This is a genomic window from Streptomyces sp. NPDC021562, assembly GCF_040640875.1.
Classification (GTDB): Bacteria; Actinomycetota; Actinomycetes; order Streptomycetales; family Streptomycetaceae; genus Streptomyces.
This window is the reverse complement of record NZ_JBFACN010000038.1, coordinates 19,776-34,063: the sequence shown is the minus strand read 5'-3', so window position 1 is coordinate 34,063 and position 14,288 is coordinate 19,776. Positions and strand designations below refer to the sequence as shown.

General features: G+C 68.0%; 18 protein-coding genes. 5 read left to right on the top strand and 13 right to left on the bottom strand.

All coding sequences use genetic code 11. The features are described 5' to 3' along the window. Positions 1-19: 19 nt before the first annotated feature. From AB0G52_RS37155 to AB0G52_RS37145, 3 genes are all read right to left on the bottom strand, one after another. Entirely contained in the window at positions 20-787 is a 768-nt protein-coding gene (locus tag AB0G52_RS37155) for a hypothetical protein (protein ID WP_361343097.1), read from the bottom strand. 13 nt (positions 788-800) lie between these two features. Further along, positions 801-1,088 carry a hypothetical protein gene (locus AB0G52_RS37150; RefSeq protein WP_361343094.1) on the bottom strand — a complete coding sequence of 96 codons (288 nt, stop codon included), beginning with the start codon at positions 1,086-1,088 and terminating at the stop codon, positions 801-803. Between the two features lie 664 nt (positions 1,089-1,752). After that, positions 1,753-2,388: a peptidoglycan-binding protein gene (locus AB0G52_RS37145; protein ID WP_361343091.1), complete on the bottom strand. Its 636-nt coding sequence runs from the start codon at positions 2,386-2,388 to the stop codon at positions 1,753-1,755. A gap of 187 nt (positions 2,389-2,575) precedes the next feature. Between AB0G52_RS37145 and AB0G52_RS37140 the strand changes: the two genes are divergently transcribed. Beyond that, a complete protein-coding gene (locus AB0G52_RS37140; protein WP_361343088.1) occupies positions 2,576-3,319 on the top strand; it encodes a DUF2690 domain-containing protein in 744 nt (247 codons plus the stop codon). Between the two features lie 385 nt (positions 3,320-3,704). Here AB0G52_RS37140 and AB0G52_RS37135 read toward each other — a convergent pair whose 3' ends face one another. The 8 genes from AB0G52_RS37135 to AB0G52_RS37100 all read right to left on the bottom strand — a co-directional run bounded on the left by AB0G52_RS37135 (position 3,705) and on the right by AB0G52_RS37100 (position 8,613). Next, on the bottom strand, positions 3,705-4,517 hold the full coding sequence (locus AB0G52_RS37135) for a DUF4253 domain-containing protein (RefSeq protein ID WP_361343085.1): 813 nt from the start codon (positions 4,515-4,517) through the stop codon (positions 3,705-3,707). Between the two features lie 32 nt (positions 4,518-4,549). Further along, positions 4,550-4,954 (bottom strand): hypothetical protein, encoded by a 405-nt coding sequence (locus AB0G52_RS37130; RefSeq protein ID WP_361343083.1) that lies wholly within the window; start codon positions 4,952-4,954, stop codon positions 4,550-4,552. Positions 4,955-4,995: 41 nt separating this feature from the next. Further along, positions 4,996-5,421: a DUF4259 domain-containing protein gene (locus tag AB0G52_RS37125; protein WP_361343081.1), complete on the bottom strand. Its 426-nt coding sequence runs from the start codon at positions 5,419-5,421 to the stop codon at positions 4,996-4,998. A 129-nt stretch (positions 5,422-5,550) separates the two neighbouring features. Next, complete coding sequence (locus tag AB0G52_RS37120) at positions 5,551-5,781, bottom strand: hypothetical protein (protein ID WP_361343079.1); 231 nt, start codon at positions 5,779-5,781, stop codon at positions 5,551-5,553. Beyond that, complete coding sequence (locus AB0G52_RS37115) at positions 5,778-6,251, bottom strand: hypothetical protein (RefSeq protein WP_361343076.1); 474 nt, start codon at positions 6,249-6,251, stop codon at positions 5,778-5,780. Before AB0G52_RS37115 ends, AB0G52_RS37120 begins: the two co-directional genes overlap by 4 nt. A 175-nt stretch (positions 6,252-6,426) precedes the next feature. Next, the gene (locus AB0G52_RS37110) at positions 6,427-6,600 is read right to left on the bottom strand and encodes a hypothetical protein (protein ID WP_361343073.1); all 174 of its coding nucleotides are present in this window, start codon (positions 6,598-6,600) and stop codon (positions 6,427-6,429) included. A 333-nt stretch (positions 6,601-6,933) separates the two neighbouring features. Next, positions 6,934-7,527 carry a hypothetical protein gene (locus tag AB0G52_RS37105; protein WP_361343070.1) on the bottom strand — a complete coding sequence of 198 codons (594 nt, stop codon included), beginning with the start codon at positions 7,525-7,527 and terminating at the stop codon, positions 6,934-6,936. Positions 7,528-7,812: 285 nt separating this feature from the next. Continuing rightward, positions 7,813-8,613, bottom strand: coding sequence for a hypothetical protein (locus AB0G52_RS37100; RefSeq protein ID WP_361343068.1), 801 nt, complete (start codon positions 8,611-8,613; stop codon positions 7,813-7,815). 405 nt (positions 8,614-9,018) lie between these two features. Between AB0G52_RS37100 and AB0G52_RS37095 the strand changes: the two genes are divergently transcribed. Continuing rightward, positions 9,019-10,302, top strand: a complete 1,284-nt coding sequence (locus tag AB0G52_RS37095; protein WP_361343065.1) for a 3'-5' exonuclease — start codon at positions 9,019-9,021, stop codon at positions 10,300-10,302. A 50-nt stretch (positions 10,303-10,352) separates the two neighbouring features. Here AB0G52_RS37095 and AB0G52_RS37090 read toward each other — a convergent pair whose 3' ends face one another. Beyond that, the gene (locus tag AB0G52_RS37090) at positions 10,353-10,820 is read right to left on the bottom strand and encodes a hypothetical protein (protein WP_361343062.1); all 468 of its coding nucleotides are present in this window, start codon (positions 10,818-10,820) and stop codon (positions 10,353-10,355) included. Next, positions 10,820-11,020: a hypothetical protein gene (locus tag AB0G52_RS37085; RefSeq protein WP_361343059.1), complete on the bottom strand. Its 201-nt coding sequence runs from the start codon at positions 11,018-11,020 to the stop codon at positions 10,820-10,822. The genes AB0G52_RS37090 and AB0G52_RS37085 overlap by 1 nt, the downstream gene beginning before the upstream one ends. A 3-nt stretch (positions 11,021-11,023) precedes the next feature. On the opposite strand from AB0G52_RS37085, the gene AB0G52_RS37080 reads away from it, so the two are divergent. The 3 genes from AB0G52_RS37080 (at position 11,024) to AB0G52_RS37070 (ending at position 14,153) form a co-directional block, all read left to right on the top strand. After that, positions 11,024-11,461: a DUF4440 domain-containing protein gene (locus tag AB0G52_RS37080; protein WP_361343056.1), complete on the top strand. Its 438-nt coding sequence runs from the start codon at positions 11,024-11,026 to the stop codon at positions 11,459-11,461. A 368-nt stretch (positions 11,462-11,829) separates the two neighbouring features. Next, positions 11,830-13,110 (top strand): ParA family protein, encoded by a 1,281-nt coding sequence (locus tag AB0G52_RS37075; RefSeq protein WP_361343053.1) that lies wholly within the window; start codon positions 11,830-11,832, stop codon positions 13,108-13,110. Continuing rightward, on the top strand, positions 13,107-14,153 hold the full coding sequence (locus AB0G52_RS37070; protein WP_361343050.1) for a ParB/RepB/Spo0J family partition protein: 1,047 nt from the start codon (positions 13,107-13,109) through the stop codon (positions 14,151-14,153). Before AB0G52_RS37075 ends, AB0G52_RS37070 begins: the two co-directional genes overlap by 4 nt. Positions 14,154-14,288 lie beyond the last annotated feature (135 nt).

Here is a 14,288-nt window from a genome sequence, read left to right as displayed (position 1 = left end):
AGTAACTGTTGCTGGAAGTTCAGTGCCTGATGATGCGCCTGGTGTATTGACTGATCGCAGTCTGTCCTGATTTCCAAGGCGAGGGCTTCCTCCGCAACAGTGCACGGTCGGCACGGGAGGTCTTGCCCAGCAGGGCCGGCCCGTACAGCTCGGCCGCAGCGGCCGAGTGCGGGGATCGAGGAGTCGCGGCGGTGCTGTCCTGGAGGATCTTGTGCCAGTTGTCGATCCACGGCTGCTGCTCGGCTCCCTTGACGCCACAGGCGTCAAGGAACCCCGTGAGCTGGCGCACGCTGCCGGGCAGCCTTCCCTGCCGGACGATGCGGTGTGCGGTGCTGTGCGGCAGTCTTCCGTAGCCGCCGGCCAGTACCTCCATCCGCTGGAACGAGGGGGCTCCGGCCTGCTCGTACAGTTCGCACAGGGCCGCGCTCATCTCGGCTCGGTCGGTGATGACTTCGACCGGGGGAGCCTTGGGCCGCCGAGCGCCGCTGGCGGCCTTTCGTTCTTCGTACCGGGCCACGCGCCACAGCCGTCGGGCTTCGGCGAGGGCTTCGTCGGGGTTGTGGCCCTGCACGGCAGCGCAGGCGCGGACGAAGTCGAGAACGGTGTCCTCGCCGGGAGTCGTCCTGCCCGAAGCGGCCCGGCTCAGGGTGGTCTTGTCGTAGCTGCTGAACCCGGCGAGCCGGCTGTAGGCCGGCTCGCCGGCCTGCCGTCGTTGTTCTCGCAGGAACTCCGCGAGAACAACGACGGCAGGAACAGCGCTGTTGATCGGCTTCTCCTGCCGCCCCATGGCCAGAGGCCCGTCAGCTCGTCGGGTCGGACGGGCTGAACAGGGCACGCAGCACCGCCCGCAGGCGGCTGGAGCTTCCGGTGGTGATGGTTGCGACGACGGCAGCCGCGGCCAGGCCCGCACCCAGGATCAGCTTCAGGACGGCGCCCAGCGGCAGGCCCAGCACCACCAGGAACGCCGCGACCACGATGACCACGATGACCACGGCCGCCTCGGCACCGCCCAGGCGTCCACGGCCGGAACCGATTTCCTTTTCCTGCGCCGCTCCGGATGCTTCCGGCGCACGGTTCTTGTTGCTCATGAAAAGCCCCTCCTGCCGGGACCCCTTTCCACGGGGGCACCCGGCGCGCTACTGGCTCCAGGTGATCGACGGACTGCCAAAGCGGTTGGCGCCACTGTGGGGGTGACAATCCGTACGGATTCGAGGATTGCAGACAAGTCCCCTTATGGGTAGTCGAGTTGAATACGTCTCCGCGTCAGAGGCGATTGGTGCAGCGGTATCCCTGATGTGCAGAGATCAGCGCCGTTCATGAAACTTCCTGAACGCTTCATGAAGCGGAGTTCCCGCAGCTCAAGGCGTGTGCGGCAGTCGATTGCCCCCTCAAGAGCAGCTCGTTGGTGCGGGGCTGTCCCAATTGACTGCTTGACCTGGCCGCACGGGCCCGTCACTGTGGTCAGAAAGCTGCGGCCTGCCGAGAGGTAGGATCGTAGGCACCCCGATTGCTACTGGCTCCAATCCACGGCACAAGGGGAAACAAGCGGACTCGTGTTGGCGCACAGGACCGCGGGAAGCCGGTATCCCGGAAACGGGAACCGGCTTTTTCCTTACCTCAGACGTCCAGGCATCACAAAAGACGACCAGGCGTCACTACAGAAACCGAAACCTCCTGGGGGACAGAGGACGTCCCCTTCTCCTTCGTCGGGTGCAGACGGACTTCGGCCTGCACCCGACGAAGGAGGGAATCTCAGTCGCCGGAGATCGGGCCCCAGAACAGGGGACCGGCGATGCCGTCAGGATCCTGGCCCATGTCCTTCTGGAACGCCTTGAGGGCATCCCGGGTACGGGCCCCGAAGATCCCGTCCACCGTCAGCGGGTGCCCGGACCGCGACAGGTAGTTCTGCAGAGTGACCACGCACGGCCCGGCCGACCCCATGCCGACCAGCGTGTCCATGCACGCAGCCGGAGAGCCGTTGGCCAGGTACGAGCGCGTCTGCGCGTCGGCTATCCCGGTCGCGGGCAGCGACAGATAGGTCTGGAACGCCTGAACCGCCGCTGCCGTCTTGGACCCGTAGACGCCGTCCACGGCGAGACCGGCGCCGTCCCACTGGTAGTGCGCGTGCGGATCGTTGAGGTAGCGCTGCAGCACGCGCACGCAGGCGCCCCGCGAGCCGGTGTGCAGGTCACCACAGTTCTCCAGCGGTCCCGCCGGCGGAAGGGCGGAGGAGGCCTCCGCCACCGCCGCGATGTGCTTCGCGCCGGAATCGGACTTGGTCCCGGATCCGCAGGCCGTCGCCCCGGCCAGGACCAGAGCAGCCAGGACCCCGCAACTGGCTGCCCTCAGCCCCCGCGCCGCCGTCCCGCTTCGGAAGATCAGTGCCACGTTTCCCCCAGAGGATTGTCGGCGTCACTCCGCCCCGTGCGAAGTAACCGCCGGTTCGTACACCATGACGCTCCGTTAGTGGCACTATTGGGTCAAGGCTCAGCCTGGCGTAAAGAGTTCATGAATGTTCACGGGGGATCTGACCTGGGAGAACCGGCACCCAGGGCAGGCGAGGGGGGGATCCCGGATGGGGTCGCAGGAAGCACTTCCCGGCTATCGCAAGTTCGCACAGCAGAAGAAGGAAGCGCTCAGGAGCACTCCTACGAAACAGAAGACACTTGCGAAGCAAGCGGCCTGCTCTGAGGCAACCGTCAGCAACATTTTCACAGCCAAGACCGCACCGACAGAGGCTTTCGCCAGAGCGTATGCCAGGGCCATCGGGTCCGCCCCTGATAGCGAGTGGGAAGAGTGGCGGTCGGCCTGGGAGAACCGCTTCCAGCAAGAAGGTCCAGCGGTGACAGCAGCCGAAGATCAATCCCGCGGCAAGCGTTTCCGGAACCCGAAATTCCTTATCCCCTCTGCGCTCGGTACTGTCCTCCTTGCGGTGGCAGTGGTCCTGACCATGTCCCCGGGTAAGCATCCGTCCTCTTCATGCACGCTCACCTCTTGCCGGGGCAAGGAGCCCAACGACTACTGCAAGGTGGGCGTGCAGACCGTCGGGGAACAGGATCGGCCGTCTCCAGGGCCCATCACGGTACAGGTCCGCTGGAACAGCAAATGCGAGGCTGCCTGGGCAAAAGCGTGGGGGGACTACGTGAAGTCCGGTGACAAAGTGACGGTATCCGTCGAGGGGGGCGCGTCGGAGTCCATGAAGGTCAAGTACGGGCATGACCAGCACACGGCCATGGTTCCACGCACCGAGACCCAGCGTGTACGCGCGTGCTGGGAACGCGGGCACGACCAGGTCTGCACCAGCTGGACCCCCGCATAAGTCAACCTCGGTGACTGTAAGTGGCTGTATGTTCACTCATTGATGATCGATGAACTTGAGGTGGAAGCCCCACGAGTGCAGAGAGGGCTCAATACGTCTGCGACTGCTGCGGCCGCTTCGTCATGCGACATACCGAACCGCAGCGGGCCAACGCCCTCACCAGGATGCATCTTCCACTGAACTCGGTCAGCCTCGTCGACAACCGCCCAGACACCCACCTTCCGCACCGCCTCACCTTGATCACTCAGCCGCCTACGAGGCTGAACAGGTTATCGACCTCCCCGGCGCCCAGATGGCCTCGGCTGTTTCCGGGCGCCGGCCGGGGCGCACGGACCGCCCGAAGGTCGCTTCGCTCGGGATGGGAGAGCGTTTCCCGGGAAGCGGATCAGTCCCACCAGAAGTTCCAGCGATGGGCACTGGTGATCCGCTCGGCATACGCGGCCAATGTGTAGGGCCTGCTGCCCTGCCAGATGTTGTCCGGGCAGAAGGCGAAGTGCTCGGCCGCGACCAGGAGAGCCTCATGCTCATTCGCCGGTGGCACGGCGACGCTGAGGTGCAGCGTGGAAAAGCCGACCGCGATGACACGGACGCCGAACCGGTGCTCCCAGTCGCTGACGACGGCGGAGAATTTCGCGGTGTCGTTGTCGTAGTTGCAGGGTCCACCCCAGCCCCCGGCCGTCAGCGCCTCCGCACCGGACGCTGCGGCGACCAGCCCCAGACGTGTCTGTGGGCGGTCGGCGAGGAACGCCTGCGCGAACTCGGCAGCCAGTTGATCGGGGTTCGTTGCCGTTTTCCGGCTGGGCGCGAGGCCGGGCCAGGTCTGTCCGAAGGGGGCCGTGACGGCGAGGCGCCTGTCGGCGTCGAGCATGTCGTCGTCTTCGTCGACGGCTGTGTAGGTCGCCCACCACTGTGCGAGGAGGCCGGCAGGGTCGTGGCTTGCCGGGGAGGACATCTGCTCGGGGAAGACCTCTCCGGATCCCCATGGGCGGAATTCGCCGTCGTTCGGATCCAGCGAGTCGAGCAGTAGCGGCCACAGACCGGAGCGTGTGTGTTCAGCGTGCATCCGCGTCCACAGCTCGGCCGTGGCCGGCCCGTCACTGAGCCACAGAGGCTGTGCGTCTCCGTCGCCTTCGTCGGACGTGACCATCCGGCCGGGCGGCAGGAGGCCCTCGAGGCTCAAACAGGCTTCAGGGTGCATGGGACGGATGCTAGTGCTGCGACCGTGAGGCATCACTGAGAGGGTCCGACCACTCGATCGCGGAACTGCTGGAAAGTGCGCCAGCCTGACGTTTGTCCCGGAGCGATCAGGTCTCCTTCCGCGCAGTCGAGCACCTTGCACTGCAGAGCCTCGGCAAGACGGAAGACGGGCGGCAGCACGTCGTCACCGGAGCCCCGGATATGGAGCATGATCGATTCCACGGGGTCTTCTGAGCCGATGTTGAGCTCGATGGACCAAGTGGGGCCGGAAACTTCGCCCCAGGTGGGGTCCGAGAGATCGGCTTCGGGACAGGCCTGGGTAACAGCGGCGAGCACGTCGCGTCGTCGGCCGAGCGAGTCCGGGGTGTGGTCGGCGGGGATCTCCTGCACGGAGGTGAGGTCGTCGGGCAGGCGGAGGAGGAGTACGTCCCAGCTCATGGCGGCCTTCCTGGTAAGAGTTGAGGAGCGGTTACGGTCACTCAGATCAGGCTGAGCTGTTCTGTGGGCGGTTGTGGCAGGAGCACGTTCTGCAGGCGCCGGATGTTCGCGCGCCAGGGGCCGCCATCCGACTCGGCCCACAGGTCCATCAGCTCCGAAGGCTCGGTCATGACACGGTCGACGGCCTGGAGAGCAAGATCGCGCAGGCCGGTTAGATCAGGAAGAGGCTCTTCCGTCCCGTAAAGGGGATCGGCAGGCTCACCCCCAGGGCACTGCGCGGCGACAAGAGCGGCCGCAGCTACGGCTTCCTCGGACTCGGGGGCTTCGAGGTAACCCGCGGTGTCGATCACGCGTATGAGAGTGCTGCGGACAATGCCCTCGCGTTCGCCTACGGCCGCCTCATCAAGGTCCCGGCAGAAATCCGCTGCGGTGTCGTTGTCAAAGGGACCGACATCCCAGGTACCCATACGTCACTCCTGCATCGCCATCTCTGTCCGCGACATTCTGCTGGGAGCCACTGACAACGGCGTCGCCGTTGCGCCCCCGGAACCAGCACGGGACTGTTGGGGGCAGCAGCGTGTCCTTGGCTCCATGCCTCACGCTTCCGCGGGCCGCCCAGTGTTGAGTCGGCTCAGCCCCCAGCGGCGCCCGACGAGGTAGCCCAGGGCGGCGCTGCCGCCGATCTGGATGGCCAGCCAGAGCGCGCACCCGAGCAGGAAGCGCGTCCAGGACAGGTCACCGCCGTCGGGCAGCCACACGGCGACCGCCGCGGCGATGCCGAGCACTCCGGCCGGCAGCACCGCGAGCAGGATCACGCGGAGGCTCATGCCTGTCCCTCCGTTGTGGTCTCGGAGGCGGCGCGCTGGGTGAACGCGAGGCGGGCGAGCGCCTCGCGGAAGACGGGCACGTTCTCCGTGTCCATCCGGTAGGCGATGTTCTGGTGCCAGCTCGGGTTGTCCGGGTCGGATACCGGGTTGATCGGCGCCGGGGTCCCCTCCGGCCACCACCCCTTCTTCACCCCGCGCGGGACGGCGCGGGAGAGAGCGACTGTCGGCCCGTTCAACCGGCCGAGTACGGACCGTAGTTGGTCGGCTTCAAGGTAGCCGTCACCGTCCACAATGACCATTTCGGCGAACCGGCGGGCGCCGGCGGGGAGGGAGCGGAGATAGCGTTCGGCGCGGTCGACGGTCCAGCCGGTCTGTACGGTGGCGACGGTCAGGTCCGCGCCCTGCTGCGCGGCGAGCGCGAGCACCTCCCGGGCGAATTCCTCACTCGCGCCCTCAATGGTGATCTTCACGAGAACCTTCCGACGGATTCTTACCCGGTTCTCCCGGGTCTCCACGGGCAGTGTGCTCCTCCGGACCCCTTCTCGTTTAGGTCGGGGAGAAATGAGCCAGAAATCTAGACACGTTCAGGTGACGTGGCGGCACGGCCCCATGGGGTGCCAGGCCGGGGAGGCGATCGGTGCGGGCTCAGCGGAGGGCGATCGGGACGACGATCGCGGCCATGGCGGCGACGGCGGCGAGGCCGATGCCGATCGGACCGCGGGCGGCGGGGTGGCGGTACGCCAGGTAGGCGAGGCCGCCGGGGACGAGGACGAAGGCCAGGCCGAGCAGGACGGCGACGAGCAGGGCGAGCGTGGACATGGCGGATCTCTCCCGTGGGTTCGGGCATGCGCGTCTCGCATGCGGAGTGGAGCGTGGGCAGGTCTCACCCCGTGTGTTGCGGGGTGAGACTCCGACAGCGCCCGGAGTGTGCGGGACCCGGAGGTAAGCCGCGCAAGTCTCCAGCGCGAAGTTGTCGACGAGGCCTCTGGCCGGTAGCCCGGGCGGCCCTGAGCTGCGCGTTCAGTGTGTTCAGGCAGCAGGCGCCGGACCTCGGAGCCGGTGGTGGGCTAGCCGTGCAACCCACGTCCACGTGACGAGAGTCACGGGCACGGCATGGGGGATCCCGTCCGGCGAGAGGGAGATGAGCCTGTGTCAGGCGGCCGGGGGAGCAGGGCGACGCTGAGCTGCGCGGCGGCGCTGTTCGGCGGCGAGGCGGTTGACCTTGCGCCGGACCCGATCGCCGAAGGCCTCCGGCTTGGCCGCGCCGGCGATGGTGGCGGCCTCGGTCCAGGTAGTCCCCTCGCGCGCGGCGTACGCGAAGACCACCGCGCGTTCGGCCGGGTCGAGGCCGCGCAGTACACGGTTGAGGCGTTCGTCCTCGAACACCCCGCCCGCGGTGTGCGCCAGGTAGTCGACCTCTGTGGCGACCAGGTCGTACAGCGGCACCCCGCCGACGTCGGCGTCCAGGGACAGCATCCGGCCGTGCCGGGTCCCCCGCATATGCAGCGGCACCAGCTGCCGGTGCAGAGCGCGGGCCTCTGCCTTCAGAGCACTCAGCGCCGTGGCCGGCAGGTAACCGGTGTCCAGCAGCTCATCGCACCAACCGCCGAGCAGAGCTGTGGACGTGGCTTCCGTCCACCGCGGACTGCGTGGCAGCACCAGGCTATGTCCACCGAAGTACTGCACTGGGTCGGCCGAGTCCTCGGATATGAGCTCGATGGCGAATTGGCTGACAGTGTCCGACATAGCTCCGGTGACGAAACCGCGAGTCATGAGGGCCCTCACCACATCGGGAGTGGCGTCCCGGGACACAGATGCGCCATCCCAAGGTTCTCCCAGCCGCACGTCGCCGTGCTGATTTGCGAGGACCCAAAGATCGGCATAAGGGAGTTGAGATTCGGGACGGGGGACCAGGTGACGGCTGTCGCCTTGCATGATGCGGTGCTCCTTGTGTCGAGGGCGAACTCACCTCTCAGTCGCGGGGCAGGCCTGGACCGGCAATAAATCTCGCCCCGCCGTGTGTGATCTGGGTCATGGTGCCGGGGTGGGGGTGTTCTGCGGGGCGAGGAGGCGGGCGAACTCGCGGTCGTGGGCGGCGCGGTCGCGGGCCTGCGCGGCGGCGGTGCGGTGGCTGTCGGCGTGATCCGGTTCGAGTGCGGCGAGTTCGTCGTACCGTTCGGCGCTCTCCTCGCGCAGGTCGGCCAGGCTGCGCAGGGCCGCGGCGCGTTCGCCGGGCTCGGCGCCGTCGCGGGCCAGGCGGTGCAGGTGGTCTTGGCGGCGGGTCTCGGCATCGGCCAGAGCGGCGAGGCTGGCCCGCACGGTGACGGCTCGTTCACGGCGGGCGCGTTCGGCGGCCTCGGCGCCGGGGAAGCGGACCGCGTCCAGGGCGCGGCTGAACGCGTCGGCGGGCCGGTCGGCAGCGAACCGGGCATAGGCGACGTCGAGGCCGCGCGCGGCGCCGAGGGCGTTCAGGCCGTGCTGGCTGTGCACGGCGCGGCGGCCGGCGGCGGCCCAGGCGGCGACGTGCGGGCCCCACCGTTCCTGGGCGGCCTGCCGGGTGATCCCGGCGGCCGCGCCGATCTCGGTCCAGGTGGCGCCGTCCTCGCGGTCGGCGACCCCGGCCTGGGCGATCAGCGCGTCCAGGCGGGCGCGCAGGGCGAGGGCGCGGCGGACCCGTTCGCCGGGCGGCACGGCGGTGGTGCCGTCGTCGCCAGGGTGGGCGAGCAGGTCGTAGGCGAGATCGCCGACCGCCCGGGCGCGCAGGCCGTAGGCGACGTGGGCCTCGTCCCGGGGGGAGAGCAGCTCGGGCCGGTCCGGTGCGGTGTCGGTCATGCCCGTCAGGCTATAGCTGACGCCCCTTCAACCGTCGGGCGGCCCTGCCTCACCGCACCGTCAGGCCTGTCCTGTCGTTCGGCATGCGTCAGGTATGCCCGATCGCTGCGGACGTGGCAGACCGTTCCTGACGCACCGCGGCCGTACGGCAAAACCTGACGGCCGCCTTCCGTCAGATTCCTCCTGCCTGTGGCCAGCGTCAGGTTCACCCTGACGGATTCCGGCGTTCGCCGGACGGGGGGCTATCACCTCGGATAACCCCCAGCGACCACCCGCCTCAGCCCGCTTGTCAGTGCCGTGCGCTGTGCTGTGCCTATGACCGTCGATCGTCTGTAGGTTCTCGTGACCACGTCTGTACCTGCAAAGCCGGAGTCCCTGCCCGTGTACGAGCGCAGGGGCATTCCAGTGGATCAGCAGCACCTGCGGACGATGACGGAGCTCAAGAGCCTGCGATTGAAGCCAGTTCCCGGCCAGGAACCGGTGGCGTTCGTGCGTGTGTACCGGCGTGGCCATGGGTGGGGGAATTTCCCGCTGTACGATCCGGCGGCCGCCGCGAAGATGCGGCCTCTGTCGGCGAAGCAGCAGGCCGCGAAGACCGCCCGCCGGACGTGCCCCCAGTGCGGCAACGTCCGCGACCACGTCGTGTACGGGAAGTGCGGGCCGTGCCAGGTGCAGGAGCAGCAGGAACGGCAGGCCCTGCAAGCCCGGACCTGCTGGAAATGCCACCGTGTCTCGCTGGCCCCGTTCCGGATTGGGCAGCAGGAGCAGCACCGCTGCACGCCGTGCTGGGTGCTGTGGCGGTTGCAGAGGCAGTTCGAGGCTGAGCGGCTGGCCGTGTGGCGGCGTACCTGCCCGGGCCGGGATTGCAACGTGGTGACGGCCACCGACGAGGAGATCGCCGCCGTCCGGGCGGACCCCACCCACCGGGTGGGCTGGGTGCCGCGATGGTGCCCGCCCTGCGCCGAGCGCGACGCGCGGGAACGCGCTGAGCGGCAACGGGAGCACGAGGAAGCCCAGCGGCAGGCCGAAGAACACCGGCGCCGGCGGATCGCCGAACTGGTCGACTGGGCGCAGACCCTGGTTGCCGATCCGACAGTCGTCATCCTGGACTCGGAGACCACCGGCCTGGAGGACGACGCCAGGATCGTGGACCTGGCCGTGTACAGCATGGGCAGGGACGTGCTGCTGGACACGCTCATCGACCCGGGCGTGCCTATCCCCGCCGAGTCGACCGACATTCACGGGATCACCAACCAGATGACGACGGGCGCCCCCTCGTTCACCGAGGTCCTTCCGCGCCTGACGGAGGTTCTGGAGGGACGACGCTGCCTGATCTACAACAAGTCCTTCGACGTCGGTCGGCTACGCCACGAGCTAACCCTCCACTACCTCGACCGCGCGGCGCGAGAGGCGGCCGAGGAGACGGTGCGCGTGGGCGCCGTGCCGGTGGACGTCCGGGAGCGGGCGGTCGCTGAAGCCGTGAAGCAGGCGGCGGCCTGGCTCGCCGCCGTGAAGTTCGAGGACGTGATGCTGCCGTACTCCGAGTGGTTCGGCGACTGGTCCGACTACTGGGGCAACTACGCGTGGCAGCCCCTGTACGGCGGAGACCATCGAGCACTGTCGGACTGCCGCGCCGTAGTAGATCTCCTGAAAGGGATGGCGAGGCAAGTCGACGCCGACGCTGCCTGACCCCTGTGGGTCCTGCCGCCCCTCCTGCGGCAGGACCCACGCCGTACGGATCAGCGCCAGTAGAACTGGATCAGCAGCGCCACCACCACTGAAAGGACCGCGGTGGACAGCGCCGCGGTCACCTGCCCCCGCCTGGACCAGATGTCGCGCCACCAGCTCTCGGAGGAGTCGGCCGAGCGCCGCTGGGCCCGATCGGCGGCGTGCAGGGCGTCATCGCGTGCCTCGTTGTAATGGTTCGTCCTGGCCGCTCGCCATGCGATTTCGAAGTCTCTACCGACCTGCTCGCCGCCGATGCCGAGGCCGAGCCACTTCGCGGTCTCAATCCGCGGGAAGCTCTTGCCCCGGAGTACGTCACTGACGGTCGACGTGCTCAGCGTGGACTGTGGGTCCTGCTCCTTCGCCTGCTCGACAACCACCTTGTACTTCGGCTTGTCGAACTTCTCGTGCGTCGTGCGAACGTACGCGAAGAACCCCGCCCGATTCATGCCCTCGAAGCTGTAGTCCTCTTCGTCACCCATCAGTGCCCCCCACCCTCCAGCCAGATGTTGACCGCCCAGGCCGCGAGCGCCCGGCAGGCCCCCGCCACCGCGCCGCAGGCCGCCGCCAGGCAACCCTTCTTCACTAGTTCATGCCGATCTGAAGCCGCTATGTTCTCAGGGGCGTTGATGGGCTGAGCCGCGTCCGTGGTCGCCCCGTCCCTGCTCTGCTCTTCGCTCATGAGGTGAGCGTGCAGCACGGATTTCCGTCCGGCACGAAACCGGATTCCAGCCTGGTCAGCACCGAATCCGGCGAGTCCGGGTCCGGTTTCCGGCGCCGGATCGGCACCGGATTCCGGCGCCATCGGGTCGGATTCACCGGACGGCTCCTCTTCGACCCCGATTTCATCGAGGTCGGCGCCTCCGGGCGGCGGTGGACGCACGCGGAGATGGTCGCCGCCCTGCCCACACTCCACGGCGGCGCCGAGAACAGCACCCCCATCACCGCAGAGCACTTCGAGGTCACGGTCCTCGCCTCCGGGATCGTCCACCTCACCTACGAGACCCGCATCGAGGACCGGCACGCACGCCGTTCGTCGATCTGGCGCCGCGACGCCGCCGGGGAGTTCCGGCTCTACTACCACCAGGCCACGCCGGTGCCGGACGGGACGGCCCGGCCGTAGGGACCGTCCTGGGGCCTGTCTACCCCTTCCCGTCGGGTCCGGCCCGCCCAGCCTGATCCGGCGCGATTGTCAGACAGGGCCTAGGACGGCATCGTCATCGCCGACCAGGGCAGCTGGGCCCCTCAATGCCGATCGATGCTCGGCTACATGCAGCGCGACGACGGCTGGAACGACAACTCCCGTGTCCGCCGTGCGCATTCGACCTACAGACGGCGCACGACGCAGGCAGGCCGCTCGCCGAGAGCTTCGATCGAGAACTGCCACGGATTATCACGCCGTGATAATCCGTGGCGCTCTAGAGAGTGAAACCGCGTCAGAACACCCGAACCGGGTCCCGTAGGAGTCGCAGGAGTCAGTAAGGTGACGTCGTGGCCTCTCCATACCCTGAGGGAGACCGGGAAAAGGTGGCGTCCAAGCTCCCCCCGGCGCTCCAACGCGAACTGAAGATCCGGTGTGCCGAACTCGGCCTGGACATCCAAGATGCCGTCGAAGCCGGCATCACCTCCTGGCGGGCGAGCACCCGCCCGCTGCCCGAGATCGACACGGCGGGCGCCAAGTCGTTCTCGCCATGGCTCCCGCCGGGCTTGTACGACGACCTCAAGGCCACCTGCGCCGACCGGTCCGTCTCCTACACACAAGGCCTCGCACAGAGCGTCAGACTCTGGCTGGACGAACACCCCTCCCCGCAGCACGCTCAGCCCGCTGACCCGGTGCGCATCGTCAACGCCAACCAGAAGGGCGGCGTCGGCAAGACCACGGTGTCCCTCGGCATGGGCGAGGCCTACGCCGAAGACCCCGAAGCCGCCCGCACCGCGCTCACCAGGTTCCTCGACTCCCTCGCCTACGGCGACCTCAAGCGCATAGGGAAAACGAAGGCGGGCGTCCAAGACCTTCTCGACCGGTCGACGCTCGGCGGCCGGCGGGTCCTGGTCGTCGACTACGACCCGCAAAGCCACCTGTCCGACCAACTCGGCATCCAGCAGATCGAGCCCGGCCGGGACAGCCTCGTCTCCCACATGATCGGTGAGGCAGAGGGCGACCTGCGCGACCTGATCGTCACCGTCGAAGACCCTCGGTTCGGGCGCCGCCTGGACGTGCTGCCCGGCGCCTTCGACGGTTTCGTGCTCGACTCCCGGCTCGCTCTCACCGCCGCCCAATCCCGCGGCTTCCAGAAGGAAGTGGCCCTTGAGCGGGCACTGAAGCCGATCGAGAACGACTACGACGTCATCATCATCGACTGCCCACCCAGCCTCGGTCTCGCCATGGACGCCGCCCTCTACTACGCGCGCCGACGGCGCAACGAACGACCCGCCCGCTCCGGCGTGCTGATCCCGGTCCAGGCCGAAGACAGCTCGGCGACCGCATACCGCATGCTCGTCGACCAGATCGAAGACCTGCGTAAGGACCTCGGTCTGGACATCGACTACCTCGGCCTGGTGGTCAACCAGTACGACGCACGACGCGGCTTCGTGGCCACGTCATCCCTCGACCAGTGGGCGAGCCTGGAAGACCAGCGCGTCCTGGCCGTCCTGGACGACCTCAAGGAACAGCGCGAAGCGGTCCGCGTCAAACAGCCCTTGCTCTCGTACGCACCACACTCGAAGCAGGCCAACACCATGCGGATGATCGCAATGGAGGCAACCCCGTGAGCAAGGCCGACCGACTCGGCAGCGGAACCGCATTCGGCGCAGCGGCCGGCGCCCGCAGCTCCCGACGCGATGTCTTCGGCCATGCCATCGGCGAGACCAGTACCGCGATGGCAGCGGCCACCGATCTGCCCGTCACACAGATCAGCGACAACCCCGACAACCCGCGCAACCACCTGCGCAACCTCGACGAAACCGTGGCCTCCGTACGGGAAGTCGGCGTCATCCTGCCCATCGTCGTCGCGACGACCGAGGCCTACCTCCACGACCGGCCCGAACGCACCGACGACCTCGACACCGGCGCACACTACGTCGTCGTCGACGGCCACCGGCGCCTCGAAGCCGCCCGCCGCGTAGGCCTCGCCACCATCCCCGTCCGCGTCGACAACGCCCGCGTCAGCACCGACGAATCCCTCCTCGAGGCCGCGTTCATCGCGAACTACCACCGCGACGACATGACCGATCTGGAAGAGGCACACGCGCTCCAGCAACTGGTGACCTACTACGGGAGCCAGACCAAGGCCGCCCGGCGGCTGGGCATCCCCCAGAACACCATCTCCAGCAAGCTGTCCCTGCTGAAGCTGTCACCGGAGCTCCAGAAAGACCTCGTCACAGGCGAGCGGAAAGTAGAGCACGTACGCAATCTGGGCAAGCTCTCTCCCGCAGAGCAGAAGAAGAAGGCAGACGAGCGCGCCGCCGTAGACCGCCGCAAAGCCGTCCAGAAGTCACCCGAGCTCCCGCAGCCGACCGACGCAGCCGACAACAGCACGGGGACGGGGCAAGTATCACGCCGTGATAATCCCGGTACGCCGCTGCCAGCGCACGACGAGCGGCCACAGCCGGACCGAACCCCCACGCTCCCTGAACCACGTGCCGACGAAGCACCGGTCAGGGACGACCAGTCCGCGGAACGGCAGCCGAAGCCGTTCCCCTACGACGACGGGCCGCAGGCGGCGTACTTCCTCATCAACAAGATGCCGCCCCAGGAGTTCAACACGATGCTGGACATGCTCAACAAACACCGCGACCGGCAGACCACCATCTGAGACCCCCCTGGCGTGGTCGGGGTCGCGGTCGGCCCGACCACACCAGGAAACGGACCCACTCCCGCTCACCTCTCGGCAGGGCGCTGCCGCCCAGGCCGCGGTCACCATCGTCGTTGTCGACGATGGCCGGTCCCC